The following is a 19,922-nucleotide window of genomic DNA, read 5'->3' on the forward strand; positions in this document are numbered from 1 at the left end:
TTACCTTTCTGAAACCTTCCCAAAGAAATCTATCATTGATTTTCCAAAATTAGATAATACTAACTTATTTTTAGCTTTGAGTTTTGGTACTTTTGATTTTGTTCTAGATTTTATCGGATGAATTCTAGTTTTAGGTTTTTCTAATCGATCTTGAACCTCAATAATTGCATCACGGTATTCAGAAATAGCTACATTTATTTTTTCGATATCTTTCCCAACGTCCAATATAAATTGGTTCTCAATTAATCCCATTCTTTCTAAATTAGACTTAACAGCTCTCAATTGTTCAGGAGAAGTATCTATACTCGGTGTCTCTTCTGGGTTTAAATAATAATAAGAAAATCCACGTTGCATTTCAAAAAGCACTTTCAAATCTAGTACAGTAAGAGTAGAAAGAGTATCATAATAAATATAACTAATATCAACATCTATGCTCTGAAATTCTGACAGTCTCACAAAACTACTTGCAAAAAATTTTATCTTTTCCTCTTGTTTTTCCTCAACAGTCTTTTCAAGCATATAGGTAAATACTGAATCTATATCTCTCTTAACCTCAACACTCATAACGTTGAGATTCCGTTTAATAGCATCATAATCATCTTGAAGTTCAGCCACCAGTAGTTCAAGGTTTTTTATTGATCTAGTTAATTTAAAAGTTGAAATAGCATTACCTAAAATCGGAATAGAAGAAAGTCCTAAAGAAAATGTAGTTTCTGTAATTGCAGAAAGTCCTTGCTCCTTAATCCAGTCTTTTCCCGCATCAATCATAACATCTAAAAACGTTTCAACTAAAGTATCTTTACTGAGTTGACTGATTTCTTGTTTATCCACCCTACACTACCTTCACTTTTGTATTAGGTGATAATTCTTTAAAGATTTCACCTACATTAATTTTATCTGCCGAATTGGCAAATGAGCTATCACGGAAAACGGCACGAAGTGGTTGTGCTTGAGCGATATGACGGATAACTTTTTCTGATATTTCATCTTCAAAACAAGCCATGAGTGAACCCTGATCCACATCAAAAACTTCTACTCCTGCCACTTTCGTCGAATCAATGGCTAGTGACAGTTCCATCCCCCATGTCAACATAATTTGGAAGAGCAAATCAAGTCCAGTACGCCCTTCTTTGACATTGGATACACTATCAAAAAGTTCTCCTTGAATAAATTGATCTGGGCGATCTGAAACATCCTTGAAATTAGAAGAATCTAACTTATAGGCTTTAAATCCAAAATCTTGCTTACCAACCAACTCAGGATGCTCCTCCTGAATCTTGGCAGCAGCACGGCGAATCCGCTCACGTGAAATTTGGTCAATGGTTTCATAACCTGCTTCTTTGGCAGCAGATTTTTCAGCAACTGCTTCATCCAACGTACACAAGATAAACTTACGATTTCCACCATCTTCCGCATTCAGTTGCATGACTGCATCTGCTGTGGTTCCAGAACCACCGAAGAAATCTAGAATTAGAGGAGAATTTACGGTTAAGCGATCAACTAAATACTTAATTAAATTAGAATCTTTAGGATAATTGAAATAACCTTTTCCAAGAAGAATTTGTGTTTGTTTTGCCCCTTGTGTACTTGAAAAATTTTCAACAACTCCCATCGGACGTTGAGTTCTATCAATCCTTGCGCCATTATTATCATAATTTAAATATTGTTTTGTATAAACTGTCCAAATTCCATTCTTGTCTTTTTTAAAGATAAGATACTCATTATCAATGCCCCATTTTAACTTTTCCTTACTCCATCTCCAACAAGCTTTTTGTCCCGAATTATTTTGAGAAGGAGTAACAAAAGTTCCATCAGGACACTCTATTGGATAGTCTAACGATTCAGAATATTGGATAGAACCCATTCCCAGTTTTTGCAGATAATACTTACCTCGAATTTCATCAGATAATACATACCTATCAATATTAGTAATTTCTACTCCATTGATTTCAAGTAAATCTATTGACTTAGAATAACAAAGAATATACTCATGTTTAAGTCTAAATAACTTACTATCTGAGCTTCCTCCCCCTTCTTTATTAAGCCAAACTAGATTTGCTACAAAATTCTCCTCACCAAATATCTCATCACAAATAGCTTTAAGATTGGACTGTTCATTATCATCGATAGAGATAAAGATAACACCTGAATCTTTGAGGAGATTACGCGCTAGGCGGAGGCGGGGATACATCATATTGAGCCAGTCTGAGTGGTATCTAGCCGAAGTCTTTTCGTTTTTTGTAAGCCCAACTACCTGGTGTCCTTCTTCATCCAAGAGCTCCATCTCTTCTTTCAACTCTTCGTCTGTTTTTTGGAACTTATCAGAGTATACAAAGTCTTTCCCTGTATTATAAGGTGGATCGATATAGATCATATCGATTTTTCCGAGATAGGATTCTTGTAAGATTTTCAAGACTTCTAAATTATCCCCAGTGATGAAGATATTTTCACTCTTATCAAAGTCAATACTTTCATCAAGGTTTGGCCTCAAGGTTTTAGTTGTTGGTCGTCCAGCTTCTGCGATTGCTTCGCGTTTTCCAACCCAGGTAAACTCATAGGACTCTCTACCATCCACAATTTCCTCTGATAAAAACTGTTTCAGTTTCTCAAAGTCAATTGCAGGGCGAAGTCTTCCGTGTTTATCTCTTTTTTCTGTTAAGACTTCTGGAAAGAGTTGGCCAATTTTTGAAATATTATCTGTGAAAACATCTTTGGAGCCTACTTTTAAAAGATCGAGGCCGGTATGTTCGCCTTTGTATTGTTCTGTAGTCATATGCAACCTTTCTTATAATGGTTTCTGTATACTTGTCTATAGTATACAAGTAATCCCTATTTTAATTTTTGAATCTGTTTAAGAACTGCCTGGTAGTCTTTCTTTACTTCCATCTGCTTTCTCATCGATTTTTCTGTATACATTTGTTTCTTAAGACGTTGAGCTTGCTTCTCCAGTTTTTCTAGTTGTTCCGTCAGCTCAACCGACTCTTTCAAGTTACCATCCAACTTACCTTGAAGTTGGTCTTTCCCTGTTTCCTTAATCAACATTTCATAGACTTGATCTAAATCATTGCCTTCAAATTGGATATGACAATCCTCTTGTGTACAAAAACGGCGGACAATTTTGAAATATCTTCCATCTTTTTCTTGTGCCAGTGCTTCCTTGTAATGAATCAAGAGTTCATCCTTTCCAAAAGGAAGTTTAAGAACAAAGAATGTATAAAGACCAAGTCGTTCATCTAGTTTTTCTAGCAAACTGGTTGTGAACTCTTGCTGATTGAGGTGAATTTCTAAAACCATGATCTGCTTAACGGTATTTCCCTCAGGAACATTCGTCGTTTGAGGATCTATCTGGTGGGTGATCTGAATGAGTTGAATCTGATCACGTAATTCTTGCTTTTCCTGTTTGGTCAGAGCTAGGTTATCAAAAAAATCACTATTGCCCTTTTTGTGAGGTCTGTAGAGCACATGAGGAGTTGGCAAACAAGTATAATTAGGAAACTGTATCATAACTATCTCCTTTTAGCAGGGCAAAGAAACAAATCAGTTCAAAATCATCCATCCCTTCGATGCTGGTATTCATCAAATTAACCGTTCCGAAATTGAAGAGTGCATCCATAGTAGAGAGTTGATCTTGTTCCATCAGTTGCTCAATGGCCTGTTGTAGTAGCTTGGAATATCCAGACATCTCTTTCCCGTCTTTTGTTTGACGGTTATACTGATTCACTAGAGATTGCAATGGTTGCGTCTTGCCACGACATAGACTTCCCAATAGATCTAAAATCTTTTTGCTCTCTTCCGGAGAAACTACTAAATCACCTGCACTATTTACATAGAGAATATAATATGGATGAAGTTGATTCTTCTGATTCTTACCTCTAAGTTCGTCTTTATTTTTTAAAACAAAGATTGCTCCTTCTGCTTCCTTATTCTCAACTGACAAGATGGCTTGTAGTCCTTTTGGTACTTTTTCCAATTCAGGATGGTTTTCGAGATACTTCAGAAGATCCATTCGATAGTCTTCCAATCCTAGATCCATAATAGAAATTCCTTCACTCATCTCTTCTAAGTCGACAACTTCATTTCTAAGACGCTCTAGTTGTTTCTTACGATAGTTATTATCTTCTATCTCTTCACTAGAAAGAACGTTATCATCTGCAGTAGAAGTGAGGACAGATATTTTCATACGTGATTCAACACGAGATTTAAGATCGATGTATTCATCTAACTCGATATTTGGCCAAAAATTTACAAGCTGGATAAACTTATTCTCACTCCCAATCCGATCCACACGTCCAAAGCGTTGAATGATCCGAACAGGATTCCAATGGATATCATAATTGACCATCATATCTGCATCCTGCAGGTTTTGTCCTTCAGAGATGACATCTGTTGCAATCAAGACATCAATCTCTCTTTGATCATCCGGAAATAGGAGATTCCTATCTTTTGATAGTGGTGAAAAATAAGTTAAAAGGGAATTGAGGTCTCGATGGTTCGTTTTTAGCGTTGTTTCAAATCCTTTTGTACCAGAAATTTGTGCCGTATGAAGTCCGTATTTATCTAGTACATACTGGCTAATATGTTTATAGAGATAATTAGTGGTTGTCGCAAAGGCAGAAAAGATAATGAGTTTTTTATTGCCTTCATTGATTGGATGAGTCATTTTTTCATCGATCAACCGATAGAGTGTTTGCAATTTTTTATCTTCTGTAGGAGTGATTTGATCGATCAGTTCTTCTAATTCCAGCAAAATTGCTTGATCTTTCTCTAACTCTAATTTCCAACTGCGATAGTCCATATCTTTCAAAGCAATTCTATTCTTCTTCCCGATAAAGACGTCCAAGTTGCTATCTTCTATATCGAAATCATCTTCATTTAAGACAGACACTCCAGATAAAGCATCTAAACCAGTTTGCTCATATGTTGAAATAGCTTTTAAAGTCTCATCTACATACGATTTAACGACATCGATCAAGGTATAACGAAAAGCTGCAACAGAACTTTCTAAGCGTTTAAGCAGATTGATCATCATCAGCTTTTTCATCCCCGACTCACGACCCAGTTGAGTAAGGTTGGCTTTATTCCCTGCTAATGTTATTTCGTATTTCTCACGCTTTGAGGGATAGATATAAAGTGAAGGTTGGTAAATTGTTAACTGTAACTGATCTAACAACTGGTATAACTTTTTATAGGTCACATCTAGATCCGACACTGTCAAATCAGGTTCAAAGTTTCTTGGTTTCAGACGTTCTGGAAAATCTCCAATCGCTTTTCGATCATAAAATTCTCGGATGTGTTTACGACTACGAGCAATCGTCACACTATCCAGCATTTTAAAGAAATCAAAGTCTAAGGTCGATAATAGTTTATCTGTCGTTCGCTCTTCAGCTGGTAAGTCTGCCCATTTGTTATAGGCCAACTGAGCATTCCGAAAAATATCATTAATGGACGACTGTGTATCTAATTTTCCATCTATCTGCTCTACATCCCCTTCATAGGCTAAAGCGATCTGATTTTTCAGATCATTAAAGCGATTATTAACTGGAGTAGCTGATAACATCAGTACCTTAGTAGGAACACCCGATTTGATAATTCGATTCATTAATCGGCTGTAACGATTTTCACGTCCCTCCGCTTGATCACTTTCGCTGGATCCACCATTACGGAAATTATGAGACTCATCAATAACCACTAAGTCATAATTTTCCCATTTATTTAAGGCAAGATCTATACCATTCGAAGTTCCTTTATCTCGACTTAAATCGGTATGATATAAAACATCGTAAATGAGATGACGGTCATAAATAGGGTTGTTGACATAATCATGTCGGTACATGTTCCAGTTGTTTTCTAACTTTTTCGGACACAAAACTAAAATTCGTTTCCCACGATAGGCATAGTAGGTCATGACAGCTAAAGCTGTAAAGGTTTTTCCTAATCCTACCGAATCTGCTAAGATACAGCCGTTATACTTTTCAAGTTTTGAAATGATTGATTTTACTGCATCTTGTTGGAAATCGTAAAGAAGATTCCACAACTTGGTATTTTTATAGCCCACCTGTTCATTTGGGGTATAGTCATCATTGATATCCTCAAGAAACTCGCTAAAAAGATTATAGAGCATGACATAGTATAGAAATTCAGGGGAATGTTCTTTATGAGCTAAATTGAGAGTTTCCAAGAACTCTTCTGTCACATCCCGAAAATACTCATCATTTTGCCAGAGACTATCAAATTCATCTAGATAGGATAAACTCAATGGAGCATGGTAGATATTCCGTGTCGTTTTGAACAAAGAAGAATCATAGCCCAATTCCTTTCGATCAAAGTTTTTGAGTCGATCCACAGCGACAGTATCATCATCCGTTTCTATCCGCATACCATTTGGTATCTCATCGGTTTCAATGTTGATAGATTTAAAACAAGCCTTTTTCCTAATCCATTCAGCACATTCTCTAGCAATTGTTTTTTGGGTTAATTCATTCATTAACTTCAGCTCATAACGTCCTCCAAAAATAGACTGTTCTCGCTCTTTTTTGGGGATCGTATATTCACGATATCCAACTCTCGTCTCATCAGTCACAAAGGTTGGATTTGTAAAGATAAATTTCAACTCCTCGATCGTTTCAAGTTCTTCCTTTAACTGTTGAAAGGCAAACATCGAAAACGTTGCAGCAGCAATCTTTACCTTGCTTCCGGGTTTTATTTCTTTCTTTAATTCATCTCCTAGACGAATACTCCGATTATCAATCTCCATCATAATCTCCTAATATTATCTCAACAACTTAATTATATCATACGAAGATAATACCGTCTGCTTAAATTAATAAACCTGCTTATTTTATCAAATATTTTCTAAATACCTTCCCTAAAAATTTAATTGTCCATCTTTTCTTCAAAACTATTTTATAATCATATAGTTTTTCGAGATTGACCCATGTCATTTATAAATTCTTTTATCAACTCACATTAATAATAGTTGTAGTTCTGCTTTTTTCTTTGCTTCCAGTTCTGATAACTTTGTACTATCCCAAGCATAAGCAATTGATTCTCCTTTGTTATAAACCAACCAAATTTTCTATATTTTCTTTAAAAAAATGCAAATTCTATTGATTGAATAACTCAGGTTTTTTTGATTAGAAATAAAACCTTCTCTACTAATTTTGTTTTGAATCTGGTTCTTCAAAGAAAGAGAGTAAACGTGAAGAAGATCTTTCTCTCGATAAAGAGGAGCTAAAATTATGGTTACAAGCTTTTGACACTGATTTAGAAGAAGGACTCATTGACCTAAAAGACTACACTCTCTTTTATACAACATTCTTCTTATCTGATCGAAAATCAGAAAGTTATGCTTTGCAATGGAAACACATCAACTTTTCAACTGGAGAAATACTTATAGAACAAGCTTTAGACCGTTTTGGTAATGTGAAATCAACTAAGGGAAACAAAAAAACTTTCTTTAAAGCACCGACCGAACTAATGGAGCTTCTAGCAAATTGGAAAGTTAAACAACAAGAAGAACTCAAACTTTTTGGACTACGACAAACACAGAAACAATTTGTGTTTACATATAATGACCGGACTAATAATATTAATCTTCTTCTCCATACAGACTATCTGAACTATAGAATGAAGTCAGTTAGACGAAGACATCCCGAATTAGCACCAGCTTCACCACACAAACTAAGACATACTGGTACCACTCTTGCTAAACAAGCAGGTGTTTCTCTTGAGGCCATTTTAGAAGCTCTTACTCATAGTGACAAGGAGATTACAAAAATTTACACTAATACCAAAGATAAAGTCAATCAGACTGTAGGTGATATTGCTTTTCGTAGTTTAAAAAATTGATGGGGTGAATATGGGGTGAATTTTGAGGTGAACTTTGATTTTTTGAAACAAAAAAGACATCCAAGAGAAAATTCTTGAATGTCTGTAAACGTTGATATAATCGTATTGATTAACGTTTTGAGAACTGGCTAGCTTTACGAGCTTTCTTAAGACCTGGTTTCTTACGTTCTACCATACGGGCATCACGTGTAAGAAGTCCTGCGCGTTTCAATGAATCGCGGAAGTCTGGGTCTACTTGAAGAAGGGCACGAGCGATACCGTGACGGATAGCGCCTGATTGACCAGCGTAGCCACCACCATCAACGTTTACGAAAACGTCGTATTGACCAACAGTTGAAGTAACTGCGAATGGTTGGTTGATAACCAAGCGAAGGTCAGCGTGTGGGATGTACTCTTCAACATCTTTTTTGTTTACAGTGATTTTACCAGTTCCTGGAACAAGGCGAACGCGTGCAACAGCGTTTTTACGACGTCCAGTACCTGCATATTGTGCTTGTGACATAGCTTATTTGTTCCTTTCCTTAGATAAGTCCTGAAATATCAAGAACTTCTGGTTGTTGTGCAGCGTGAGTGTGCTCAGCGCCTACAAATACTTTCAGCTTCATACCTTGAGCGCGGCCAAGAGTATTGTGCGGAAGCATACCTTTAACAGATTTTTCGATCAAACGAACAGCGTTTTTAGAGCGAAGCTCACCTGCTGAGATTTGTTTCAATCCACCTGGGTACATTGAGTGAGTGTAGTAAATCTTATCAGTTGCTTTTTTACCAGTCAATTTTACTTTTTCAGCGTTGATAACGATTACGAAGTCACCTGTATCAGTGTGTGGTGTAAAGGTTGGTTTGTTTTTTCCGCGAAGTACGCTTGCTACAACAGCAGAAAGGCGTCCAAGAGGGACATCAGTAGCGTCCACTACATACCATTTGCGTTCAACTTCACCTGGCTTAGCCATGTATGTTGTTTTGTTCATGATTTCTCCTATGAATATCGTTTTTGTTTACAGGGCGGATGTTCCGGTCCGCGAGTTATTTGAAAGGTTCCGGGGCCTTACAAATGGGGTAAACAATACCGCCTACTATCATATCAAAAATAGTAGGCAAAAGCAATAGATTTGAAGCAATTATTTATGAAATAGCGATTTCATGTTTTCTTAGTCTTGAATGTCTTGGGCGATACTAAAGAGTCCCAAAGTTCCAGGACCAGTATGGGTAGAAATGACAGGTCCCAGAGGCATAAGGAGAACTTCCTCTACTTGGTCGCTTTCCAGCAGCTGGGCTTTTAAACTCTCAGCAATCTCTTTGGCACCTGCATAGGCGATGACCACCCGCGGGTCAGCAACTCCCTCCAGAGTCATGCGGACCACTTCGGCCTGCGCCTTCTTCTTGCCGCGAACTTTAGCGACAGAGTCCAGAGTTCCATCTCCCTTGACAGCGATAATCGGCTTGATATTGACCAAGCTCCCCATAAGCGCAGCAGTTTTGGAAATCCGACCGCCCCGCATGAGGTGATTGAGGTCATCAACCAGAAAATATGTCTTGACCTTAGGCACCAAACTCTCAATCAAGTCTGCTGTCTGCTCCAAGGTCTGGCCTGCCGCTCTAGCTTCTGCCGCTTTCATGACTAAAAGTCCTTCCCCCATAGAAGCCGCCTTGGTATCAATGATGCGAATCAGTGCACCTGGAAAATCTTCCAAGACTATCTCCCGTGCCATGACTGCGCTCTGATAAGTACCCGATAGGGCTGAAGCAAAGGCTACATAGAGAACTGGTGTCCCTTCCTTAGCATAGCTACGAAAGACATCTTCAAACTGGCCGACATTGATCTGGCTGGTAGTTGGCTTGCTTCCGGACTCCATCTTGTCCAGAAGTTCTTGGCTGGTCAGCTTGCCTGCACCAACTGTCTCATAGGTTTGTCCATCTAGCTGAATGGTCAGGCCTAGGACCTGCACGTCATTTTCCTGGGTCCAGTTTTCTGGCAAGTCTGCTGTTGAATCGGTTAAAATTTTAAAGGTCATCTTTTTTCTCCATCATTTTTTGTAAATCGCGCAAAGATTGGCTGTCCATCGGTCGCAAGGGCGGTCTTTGCAGGTTGATTTGTCCGCTCAGTTTATTGAGGTCTGATTTGGTAACAGCCACTCGCTTCTCTAGCTCTCTAGCGGAAACTCTCAAAGCTCCTTGGGCGAAGACAGTCCACTGCTCATTGAGATCGCTAGTCGCAACTGACACCTGATTTTTGGGTGTATTGAGCTCAGCTGCCAAGCGCTCGATATAGTCATCCGCCGTTTCCTCCTCCTCGGTGAAAACGACCGTCACATTAAACTCCTCATAGGTCTGCCGAACTCCCGGCATATACTGGGCATCAAAGACACAGATAACTTCCAGTCCTTCAAAGCTGGCATAATTGCTGAGTTTCTGGAGCAGAATCGTTCGCGCTGCATCTAGCTCTCCGCGGTTAAAGTAAGGACGAGTTTCCCGCCAAAAGGCCGTCATATTGTAGCCGTCCACCAGTAAGATTTTTCTTTTCATAGGCGATTGCGAAAGACTTCATACATGAGAATAGCCGCTGCGACACTAGCATTAAGGCTCTGGACATGGCCATTCATAGGAATGGAAATCATCTCGTCCACCTGCTTTTTAATATTGCTTGAAATCCCCTTACCTTCGTTGCCGATGATGAGGGCCAGCTTGCCTGCCGTATTCCACTTATGAGAAGGCGTCCCCTGCATATCCGTACCGAAAATCCAAAAACCAGCTTCCTTGAGCTTGTCCAGAGTCTGGCTGAGATTGGTCACACGGGCAATGGGAATATGCTCAATGGCACCCGTTGAAGTCTTGGCTACGACTGGTGTCACACCGACTGCTCGGTGCTTGGGAATGATGACTCCCGCTACATTGGTCGCGTCAGCCGTCCGCAAGATAGAGCCCAGATTGTGAGGGTCAGTCAGCCCGTCCAAAATCAATAGGAGCGGATTGTCTTCCTGCTCTGCTTTTTTCAACAGCACCTCGAAGTCAGTATAGGCGAACTCCGCCACCCGCAGGACAAACCCTTGGTGAACTGCCCCATCAGTCATTTCCTGTAAGGTTTTCTTAGGCGTCCATGAGATAGAAACCTTCTTTTCCGCTGCTAAATCTTTGATTTTGTCGACCTTTTTACCACGCAGGTCGTCTTGAATGTAGAGTTTATTTCCAGTGTTGGCTGCGAGAGCCTCTGTCACCGCATGTACACCGTAGACAATATCGTTTTTTTCCATAGGACTAGTATAACACAAAGGCGAAAAAATGGCGGCAGGATTTACTCGGGCGAGACAGAATTCTGCTCTGATAAAAAGCAATCAGCAGCCCCCAAGATTCCCCGCCAGTCGTGCTATAATAGAAAGAAATCTAAAAAAGGAAACTCTGACTCATGTCTCTCCTCCAACGCACCATCAAGCTGGTACTAGCTACCTGTCTAGCTGCTTGTCTGGCTGACTTTTTAGGTCTGGCCTACTCAACTTCAGCCGGAATTATTGCCATCCTCAGCGTGACTGATACCCGCCGCAGCACAGCGAAGCTAGCTGGCAACCGCTTTTTATCTACCCTACTGGCTCTGACTATCGGAAGCCTGGCTTTGCACTTTCTAGGTTTTCATCTCGGAGCATTGGCCATCTATATCGCGATCTATGTGCCTCTGGCCTTTCGGCTTGGTTGGGAAATCGGCATCACACCTAGTACCGTCCTAGTCACCCATCTGCTCTTAGAAAAATCCACCTCCTGGTCTCTGCTTGGAAATGAGCTAGCTCTATTTCTTATTGGAACTGGCTTTGCACTCTTAGCCAACCTCTATATGCCCTCTCGCCAGCAAGAAATTGACAGCTACCACGAGCAAGTGGAGGAACAGCTGAAAAAGATTTTGCTGCGCTTTGAATATTTCTTAAAATCTGGAGACGGCCGAAATGATGCAGCGCTGATCAAGGAGCTGGACAAGATTTTGCAACAGGCCTTGCAGCTGGTCTATCTGGACCACTCCAACCACCTCTTTCACCAGACCAACTACCATATCCACTATTTTGAAATGCGGCAGGCTCAAAACCGTATCCTACAAGACATGGCCAGCAATATTAATAACTGCCATCTAGCAGCCAGTGAAAGCTTGATTTTAGCCCGCCTCTTCTCCCAGACCGCTACGCAACTGAGCCAAGAAAATCCCGCCCGAGACCTTCTGGACGAGATTGACAACTATTTAACCGTATTTCGCGAGCGGCCGCTCCCTAAGACCCGCCAGGAATTTGAAACCCGTGCCATACTTCTGCAGCTCCTGCGAGATTTGGAAACCTTTATTAGAATTAAGGTAGAATTTTACGAGAATTATAAAGAAGACTAGCTGTTTTGTTTGGCAAATAAAGTACTAATACTAAAAAAGAGATAAAGACTTTTAATCATCTTTATCTCTGAATTAAAATAATTTGTTTTCATTTCATGACATCGGCTATAAAGCTGATGTCTTTTTAATTAGGTTCTTTAGTGTCATAAACCTTGTTTCCCTTAAAATAGACGTAATAGTCCTTATCATCCTCGTCTGCCCAAACGAAGCGAGTAAACATACCTGTCACATCCAGTCCACGTGGTTTCCCTAGTTTTTTGACAACATCTTGGGCTGACATTCCTTTGGAAATACCGCTTAAACTTTCCACCTGCTTAGAGGAAGTGAATGTAATCAGCTTATTCATGACAACAGAATTTTCATCATAAGCAATAAGGATAGTATAATTATCTGATTTCCACAGGTCACCTCCACTACTGAGCTCTGAAGTTGGCTGACCCAACTTAGCACGTACTTCATCCTTTTTAGTAGCAACCCGATCAGACTCCTCTTCAAAATAAATGAGATTGATTGATTTAAATTCTTCCCACTTATCAATATCTTGCATATCAGTAAGGGCATCCAAAGATTGACCAAAATCATTAAAGAGAGTATATGGATCATCTTCAATTGCAGAAGACGAACTAGATGAGCTATAGTCATAGTCGTTATCAGAGTATTCTTTTTTCGAAGATGAGCTCTGTTTTCTAGAGTAGCTAGAGCTAGACGAGGAAGAGGTATTGCCACTTCGTCTGAAAAGAGGGGCAAACATGCAGGCGCTAAGTGTCATCAGACTAAACAAGCAGACTGCAAACAATATAAATTTTTTCATAAGATTCCTTTATTCAATTTAGATACATTATTTTACTGTATCTTAGGTTTATCTATCGATTTTTCATAAAACATAAGAGCGTTATTACTAAATATTACTCTTCGATATCAATTCCTTTGGATTCAAATAAATCACGTACTTCTTTAGAAAATGGAAAGATTGTTCCGTCGATGGTTTTTAAATTCGAAAACTGTGATAGCTCCTTTTCACTCACATTTTCCAAATCAAATTGATCATCTTCGCCATCCCATAAAGGGATTAATTGCGCATAGATATCATTACCTCCATCAAAGAAGAGGCTTTCCACATTCTGCGCATACTCTTTAGGTATTTCCAACTGTTTAAAATAAGTCTCTACTTCAGGGATTGGTGTCTCATCAAAGTCTTCTGGATCTACAGATAATTTCTCAGATTCACAAAAACTGTAAACGTCAAATCGTGGCTCAAGCACGTTTTGTTCATACATTAACTCCTGAATAATAGCCAACTTGAAATTAAAATTATCAAATTGTAAGAAAGCACTCATAAATTAGTTCCTTTCAAAATCAGAACGAAGCCTCTATCTTCCGGATACACCAGTCAATCAGCTCTTCCAGTCGCTCAATGGCTTCGGTCATATGCAGGTAACCCATGACTGCCTCAAAGCCAGTAGACATACGGTAAGTAACAATATCTGCATTCTTGGCCTTGGTGTGACTATTAGCATTGCGGCCGCGCTTGTAGATATCCTCTTCCTTTTCCGTCAGAATCCCTTCTTCCAGCATGAGAGAGATAAGATTAGCCTGAGCCTTGGCAGAAACATACTTGGTCGCTTCCCTGTGCAGCTGATTGGGCTTGGTCAGACCTTGAAAAATCAGGTGACGTCGGATATACATGGAGTAGACAGCATCTCCCTCAAAGGCGAGGGCAATACCGTTAATCAGGTTGACATCAGTCACGTGTCCACCTCACTCCGTCCTTAGTATCCAAAAGCTTGATGCCCTGAGCGGCCAATTCATCTCGAATACGGTCTGCAGTCGCAAAGTCTCGATTAGTCCGCGCTACTTGGCGTTCCTCAATCAAGCGCTCAATGTCCGCGTCCAAAACTTCTTCTACAAAGACGATACCAAAAACTTCTAATAGCTCGGCAAAGGCTGCCTTGACTTCAGCGGTGTAGTTACCAGAGTTGATCCACTTAGCCAGCTCGAAGACAACCGTGATACCGTTGGCTGCATTGAAATCTTCGTCCATAGCAGCGGTGAACTTGTCCAGAAAGGCCTGAAGCTGAGCAGAGTCTGGCTGACCAGTGAAAGGCTGCTCATAGGTATTCTTCAAATACTTGAGATTAGTCGCTGCATCATGAACAGCTTTTTCTGTGAAATTAATCGGCTTGCGGTAATGCTGGGTAGCAAAGAAGAAACGCAGTACCTGACCGTCAATGGTCTTGAGGGCATCGTGAACAGTGATAAAATTGCCTAGAGATTTGGACATCTTGACGTCATCAATGTTGACAAAGCCATTGTGCATCCAGTAGTTGGAAAAAGTCTGACCAGTCTTGGCCTCTGACTGGGCGATTTCATTGGTATGGTGAGGAAACTCTAGGTCTGCCCCACCACCGTGGATATCAATAGTATCACCCAAGATCTCCGTCGACATGACCGAACACTCGATGTGCCAGCCCGGACGACCTGCTCCCCAAGGACTGTCCCAGGAAATCTCGCCCGGCTTGGCTGCCTTCCAGAGAGCAAAATCCACCGGATTTTCCTTACGAGCAGTCTCCTCATCTGTCCGACCAGAAGCACCCAACTCCAAGTCTGCCAAAGTTTTATTAGCTAGTTTGGCATAATTATGAGACTTTTCGACACGGAAGTAGACATCGCCCTCTGACTCATAGGCGTAGCCCTTGTCCACCAAAGTCTGCACAAAGTCAATGATTGCCTCCATAAAGTCAATCACACGCGGATGCTGAGTAGCCGGCTTGACACCTAAGGCCGTCACATCCTCACGAAAAGCTGCGATATACTTATCAGCCACTTCTTTTGGTGTGATGCCTTCTTCCTTGGCGCGATGGATAATCTTATCATCTACATCTGTAAAATTGGAAATATAATTGACCTCAAATCCCCGATACTCAAAATAGCGACGAACTGTGTCAAAAGCTACTGTTGAGCGGGCATTGCCGACATGGATATAGTTATAAACCGTCGGACCGCAGACATACATGCGAACCTTGCCCTCTTCAATGGGCACAAATTCACGTAGGCTGCGGGTCATGGTGTCGTAAATTTTAATCATGCGGTCCACTCCCTTCTCTATTTCTGACTTTTTCGGCTGAAAACCAGCTCTGCAAAAGGGCCAAATTGTCTGAGGCTATCCAGTTGGTAAAAGCGCTGCCCTTCCTCTTGGGTAAAGAGGGGAACCCCCTTTCCTAGGATAAGGGGCGCTATCTGAATAATGAGGTGGTCGAAATGATCCGCATCCAGGAGCGGTCCTACCAAGGAATTACCACCAATCACAAAGACATTTTTGCCTTTGTCAATCTGGTGAACAAAGTCCACCACATCCCCAGCTACTGGCTGGTAATTGCTGACAGGCAGGTGCCTATCATGCGTAAAGACATAGTTTTCCGTAGCTTGATAAAAACTTTCTACATCTTGCAAATTTTGGATTTCCTCAAAGGTCCGCTTGCCCATGATGGTGATATCCATTTGCTTGTAAAAGTCATCATAGCCTGTATCCTCTACAGAACCAAGCTGATGCAGCCAGTCTATCCTGTGCTGGCTGTCTGCCAAGTAGCCATCCATGGTGATACAGCCGTAAAAATATACTGCCATTCTTGTAGTTACCTTTCTAGTTCCTTTGCTATTGTCAAAGCGATAGTGAAAAAAGTCATGGCATCAGCTGTCCGCTCTTCATGGCGGGCATCCCAGGTTCGGTTATGATGATCTACATAGTCAGCTGTGTAGAAGAACTGATAGACTTTACTCTTGCGAAATTGACTCCAAGCCATGATAGCTGAAGCTTCCATGTCCACCACTTTGGCTCCAGCAGCCAAGCGACGCTTGACTTTCTCAGGCGTTTCCCGATAAAAGGCATCAGTCGTCCAAGACTTAGTGCGGATGTGCTCTATATCGTGCTTGTCAAAGATGGATTCCAGCTTAATCAACAAGGATTCATCATAGGAGATTTCGTCACCCGGTGGAACATAGTGATAGCTAGTCCCTTCATCTCGCAATGCGGCTGCGGGCAGGATAATCTTATCCGCCTCAATTGAGCGATCCAAAACGCCACAGGAACCTAGAATGATGAAATTCGTGAAGCCTCTGGCCGCTAACTCCTCCAGCTGGCCGACTATCATGGGAGCCCCAATCGGAGCCAACATAACTGCTAGTTTGCTAGGACCTTGACCATAAATATACCATGGATGCTGTCCGTTTATGCTTTTCAAATAGCCTCCTGGATAGACTTCTTCTGACTCAATCAAACGTTTCAGAATTTCGCCATTAAAGGACAGGATGATGGTTTCGCAAACCTCACCCTTGTCATGGACTGGCTTTTCAGTTGGCTCAATGACTGCTGCTACATCTTCAAATTCCTCTAATAGCATAACTTCTCTTTCTTTAAGGCTTCAGCAAATCCACCTTCATCTTTTCTATGCGACGCAGCTTGGTCTCATCTTTTTTGGCTTCACTGATATAGCGAGCCCATTCGCGCTGGTGGCTAGGCGGTAGTTTGGTAAAGGACTCCTTGGCAGGACCGTCCAAGCCTTCTTTCAGCTCAAGGACTACCTGGTTCAAAATAGCATCTGATAAATCTGACATGTCGGTTCCTCCTGTCATATTTTACTTAGATAAATTTGCTAACCTTTTCTAAAGACTTGATGAATGGTGACTGGCTTCGCGGGCATGCTCTAGCTTGTCTAGATAGTATTCCCGCTTCTCCTCTACCTCGTGAATGGTCGGCTCGTCTTTCTCACCGTGAACACGGACAATCTTAGCTGGTACGCCAACCACTGTCACATCACTTGGAACATCTGCCACTACAACTGCACCGGCTCCGACCTTGGCTTTTTCACCAATCTCAATTGGCCCAATGACTTGAGCATGGGCAGAGACCAAGGCACCTCGACGCACGGTCGGATGGCGTTTACCTGTATCTTTGCCCGTACCGCCTAGGGTCACGCCGTGGTAAAGCATGGCCCCCTTCTCCACAATGGCTGTCTCACCAATCACCAGGCCACTGCCATGGTCAATAAAGACACCCGACTCAATCTGAGCACCGGGATGAATCTCAATCTGGGTCCAGAAACGCCAGAATTGACTGTGCATGCGCGCCAGCAGCTTAAAGCCATGCCGCCACAAAAAATGCGAGAGGCGGTGGGCCGCCAAAGCTTTAATGCCCGGATAGGTTAGCAAGACTTCCAGCGACGTTCGTGCCGCCGGGTCATTTTCTTTTACAATATCAATAGATTCCTTCCACCAACCCATGCTAGCCTCCTTCCTTCTCTAAACAAGGAGAGACGAGAACTAGGCTCGCCTCTGCCGATTTCTGATGAGGTCTACAGGGATGAGCGACCTCTTATTCTTCTGTTTTAGGGCTTTCTTGATGGTCCTTATGACCCTTGTGCTCCTTGTGCGGATGATGTCCCTTGTCATGATGATGTTTCGGCTTATCAGACTTTGGTGGACGCGGCAGCAATACTTTCATGGAAGCATCTACCCGGCCTTTGGCATCAATCTTGATCACCTTGACATCCACTTCATCACCGATTTGTACGACATCCTCGACATTGTTGGTCCGAGTCCAGGCTAACTCTGAGATGTGAACCAGGGCATCTGTCTTGTCAAAGAGATTGACAAAAGCACCGAATTTCTCAATCCGAACAACCTTGGCATGGTAAACTTCGTCCACTTTTGCTTCGCGGACCAATCCAGCAATGATTTCCTTAGCACGATTGATGGCGTCTTGATCGCTGGAGTAGATGGATACATTTCCTTCCTCATCAATGTCAATCTTAACACCGGTCTCAGCGATGATCTTATCGATGGTTTCTCCACCTTTACCGATGACAATCTTAATCTTGTCCACATCAATCTTGATGGTGTCGATTTTCGGAGCGGTCGGAGCCAACTCAGGACGCGGAGCTGGAATCGTTTCTTCAATCAAGTCCAGGATTTCAAAGCGGGCTTTCTTAGCCTGAGCCAGAGCTTCTGTCAGGATTTCCGCTGTAATTCCTTCAATCTTGATATCCATCTGCAGGGCGGTAATCCCTTCGCGAGTACCAGCTACCTTAAAGTCCATATCACCAAAATGGTCTTCCAAACCTTGAATGTCCGTCAGAACCGTGTAGTTGCTGCCATCTGAAATCAAGCCCATGGCAATTCCGGCAACCGGCGCTTTAATCGGCACACCACCTGCCATCAGAGCCAAAGTCCCCGCACAAATAGAGGCCTGTGAGGAAGAACCGTTTGACTCCAAGACTTCTGCTACCAGACGGATAGCGTAAGGAAACTCTTCCAAGCTAGGCAAGACTTGCTCCAAGGCACGTTCCCCAAGAGCACCGTGTCCAATTTCACGACGACCAGGAGCCCCATAACGGCCTGTCTCACCGACAGAGTATTGCGGGAAATTATAGTGGTGCATGAAGCGTTTCTTGTATTCTGGATCCAAGCCGTCCACAATTTGCGTTTCGCCCATTGGTGCCAAGGTCAGAACAGACAAGGCCTGGGTTTGACCGCGAGTAAAGAGACCAGAACCATGCACACGCGGTAGATAATCCACTTCCGCATCCAGCGGACGGATTTCATCAACCTTACGGCCATCAGGACGGACCTTATCTTCGGTAATCAAACGGCGCACTTCTGCATGCTCCATTTGCTCCAAGATTTCAGCCACATCACGCATGATACGGTCGAATTCTTCATGTTCCGCGTATTTCTCTTCATAAACTGCTGTGACTTGGTCTTTAACAGCCTGAGTTGCGGCTTCACGCGCCAGCTTTTCTTCTACCTGAACAGCCTTTTGCAAGTCGCTGTTATAGGCTGCGATAATCTCTGCCTGCAACTCTTCATCAACATGCAGCAATTCTACTTCTGCTTTTTCCTTGCCGACTGCTGCGACAATTTCTTCCTGGAAGGCAATCAATTCTTTGACCGCTTCGTGCCCTTTGAGAAGAGCTTCCAGCATGATATCTTCAGAAAGTTCCTTAGCTCCGGATTCTACCATGTTGATAGCCTCTTTGGTACCAGCCACTGTCAGTTCCAAAAGTGAAACTTCTTTTTGTTCCTTGCTAGGATTGATGATAAATTCACCATCTACATAGCCGACTTGAACTCCTGCGATAGGGCCATTAAAAGGAATATCTGAGATAGAAAGAGCCAGAGAGCTACCGAACATAGCAGCCATTTGAGGCGAAGCATCTTCGTCATAAGAAAGAACGGTATTGATAACCTGAACTTCATTGCGGAAGCCTTCCGCAAACATAGGACGAATCGGACGGTCAATCAAGCGGGCAGTCAAAGTCGCATCTGTTGACGGACGGCCTTCGCGCTTGTTAAAGCCACCAGGATATTTCCCAGCCGCATACATCTTTTCCTCATAGTTGACCTGCAATGGGAAAAAGTCACCAGTAGCCATCTTTTTGGACATGGTTGCCGCAGTTAAAACGGTACTTTCTCCATATCGAACAACGGCGCTGCCATTTGCCTGCTTTGCAACCTGACCAGTTTCAACTACCAGCTCACGACCTGCAAAAATAGTTTTAAAAACTTGTTTTGTCATAAAGACTCCTTGCCGAGCACATGCTCAAATTTTTTCATACGCCTTGGCTACAAAGATCAAGATATTAAGACCTTAAGCAACCCATAGGACATGTTCAGTTAGCACTGTGACTTTAATATCATGGTCTTAGTAGCTTATTATATCCTC

At 41.9% G+C, this 19,922-nt stretch carries 19 protein-coding genes and 1 pseudogene; 2 read left to right on the plus strand and 18 right to left on the minus strand.

The window, feature by feature from the left end; genetic code table 11:
- The 4 genes from PCY71_RS07510 to PCY71_RS07525 are packed head-to-tail and all read right to left on the minus strand — an operon-like array spanning nt 1 to nt 6,757.
- Nucleotides 1-831, minus strand: coding sequence for a hypothetical protein (locus PCY71_RS07510; protein ID WP_048774007.1), 831 nt, complete (start codon nt 829-831; stop codon nt 1-3).
- A gap of 1 nt (nt 832) precedes the next feature.
- A complete protein-coding gene (locus tag PCY71_RS07515; protein ID WP_048774005.1) occupies nt 833-2,773 on the minus strand; it encodes a site-specific DNA-methyltransferase in 1,941 nt (646 codons plus the stop codon).
- A gap of 56 nt (nt 2,774-2,829) precedes the next feature.
- On the minus strand, nt 2,830-3,504 hold the full coding sequence (locus PCY71_RS07520; protein WP_048774003.1) for a DUF4391 domain-containing protein: 675 nt from the start codon (nt 3,502-3,504) through the stop codon (nt 2,830-2,832).
- The gene (locus PCY71_RS07525) at nt 3,488-6,757 is read right to left on the minus strand and encodes a helicase-related protein (RefSeq protein WP_048774001.1); all 3,270 of its coding nucleotides are present in this window, start codon (nt 6,755-6,757) and stop codon (nt 3,488-3,490) included. The genes PCY71_RS07520 and PCY71_RS07525 overlap by 17 nt, the downstream gene beginning before the upstream one ends.
- Before the next feature lie 428 nt (nt 6,758-7,185).
- On the opposite strand from PCY71_RS07525, the pseudogene PCY71_RS07530 reads away from it, so the two are divergent.
- A pseudogene (locus PCY71_RS07530) lies at nt 7,186-7,848 on the plus strand (tyrosine-type recombinase/integrase); the annotation flags it as partial.
- A 109-nt stretch (nt 7,849-7,957) separates the two neighbouring features.
- Here the strand turns inward: PCY71_RS07530 and rpsI are convergent.
- The 5 genes from rpsI to rlmB form a co-directional block, all read right to left on the minus strand.
- On the minus strand, nt 7,958-8,350 hold the full coding sequence (gene rpsI, locus PCY71_RS07535) for a 30S ribosomal protein S9 (RefSeq protein ID WP_002902303.1): 393 nt from the start codon (nt 8,348-8,350) through the stop codon (nt 7,958-7,960).
- Between the two features lie 19 nt (nt 8,351-8,369).
- The gene (gene rplM / locus PCY71_RS07540; protein ID WP_002893769.1) at nt 8,370-8,816 is read right to left on the minus strand and encodes a 50S ribosomal protein L13; all 447 of its coding nucleotides are present in this window, start codon (nt 8,814-8,816) and stop codon (nt 8,370-8,372) included.
- A 180-nt stretch (nt 8,817-8,996) separates the two neighbouring features.
- Nucleotides 8,997-9,860, minus strand: a complete 864-nt coding sequence (locus PCY71_RS07545) for a DegV family protein (protein ID WP_048773999.1) — start codon at nt 9,858-9,860, stop codon at nt 8,997-8,999.
- Nucleotides 9,850-10,371, minus strand: a complete 522-nt coding sequence (locus tag PCY71_RS07550; protein WP_002902298.1) for an NYN domain-containing protein — start codon at nt 10,369-10,371, stop codon at nt 9,850-9,852. Before PCY71_RS07550 ends, PCY71_RS07545 begins: the two co-directional genes overlap by 11 nt.
- Nucleotides 10,368-11,096, minus strand: coding sequence for a 23S rRNA (guanosine(2251)-2'-O)-methyltransferase RlmB (gene rlmB, locus PCY71_RS07555; protein ID WP_002914047.1), 729 nt, complete (start codon nt 11,094-11,096; stop codon nt 10,368-10,370). Before rlmB ends, PCY71_RS07550 begins: the two co-directional genes overlap by 4 nt.
- Before the next feature lie 152 nt (nt 11,097-11,248).
- Here rlmB and PCY71_RS07560 point away from each other — a divergent pair, with 152 nt between their 5' ends.
- A complete protein-coding gene (locus PCY71_RS07560) occupies nt 11,249-12,205 on the plus strand; it encodes an aromatic acid exporter family protein (protein WP_048773996.1) in 957 nt (318 codons plus the stop codon).
- 124 nt (nt 12,206-12,329) lie between these two features.
- Here the strand turns inward: PCY71_RS07560 and PCY71_RS14970 are convergent, their stop codons facing one another.
- From PCY71_RS14970 to pnp, 9 genes are all read right to left on the minus strand, one after another.
- Entirely contained in the window at nt 12,330-12,752 is a 423-nt protein-coding gene (locus PCY71_RS14970; RefSeq protein ID WP_002907990.1) for a hypothetical protein, read from the minus strand.
- A gap of 358 nt (nt 12,753-13,110) precedes the next feature.
- Nucleotides 13,111-13,542, minus strand: a complete 432-nt coding sequence (locus PCY71_RS07570; protein ID WP_048773994.1) for a hypothetical protein — start codon at nt 13,540-13,542, stop codon at nt 13,111-13,113.
- A gap of 19 nt (nt 13,543-13,561) precedes the next feature.
- Entirely contained in the window at nt 13,562-13,954 is a 393-nt protein-coding gene (locus tag PCY71_RS07575) for a Mini-ribonuclease 3 (protein WP_048773992.1), read from the minus strand.
- On the minus strand, nt 13,947-15,290 hold the full coding sequence (gene cysS, locus PCY71_RS07580) for a cysteine--tRNA ligase (RefSeq protein WP_048773990.1): 1,344 nt from the start codon (nt 15,288-15,290) through the stop codon (nt 13,947-13,949). Before cysS ends, PCY71_RS07575 begins: the two co-directional genes overlap by 8 nt.
- Before the next feature lie 17 nt (nt 15,291-15,307).
- On the minus strand, nt 15,308-15,829 hold the full coding sequence (locus PCY71_RS07585; protein WP_048773988.1) for a dihydrofolate reductase family protein: 522 nt from the start codon (nt 15,827-15,829) through the stop codon (nt 15,308-15,310).
- An 8-nt stretch (nt 15,830-15,837) separates the two neighbouring features.
- Nucleotides 15,838-16,602: a nucleoside phosphorylase gene (locus tag PCY71_RS07590; protein WP_048773985.1), complete on the minus strand. Its 765-nt coding sequence runs from the start codon at nt 16,600-16,602 to the stop codon at nt 15,838-15,840.
- A gap of 13 nt (nt 16,603-16,615) precedes the next feature.
- Entirely contained in the window at nt 16,616-16,834 is a 219-nt protein-coding gene (locus PCY71_RS07595) for a YdeI/OmpD-associated family protein (protein ID WP_048773983.1), read from the minus strand.
- A 30-nt stretch (nt 16,835-16,864) separates the two neighbouring features.
- Complete coding sequence (gene cysE, locus PCY71_RS07600) at nt 16,865-17,482, minus strand: serine O-acetyltransferase (protein ID WP_002899011.1); 618 nt, start codon at nt 17,480-17,482, stop codon at nt 16,865-16,867.
- A gap of 91 nt (nt 17,483-17,573) precedes the next feature.
- Complete coding sequence (gene pnp / locus PCY71_RS07605) at nt 17,574-19,775, minus strand: polyribonucleotide nucleotidyltransferase (protein ID WP_048773980.1); 2,202 nt, start codon at nt 19,773-19,775, stop codon at nt 17,574-17,576.
- Nucleotides 19,776-19,922 lie beyond the last annotated feature (147 nt).

The organism is Streptococcus sp. SN3, from assembly GCF_030439905.1.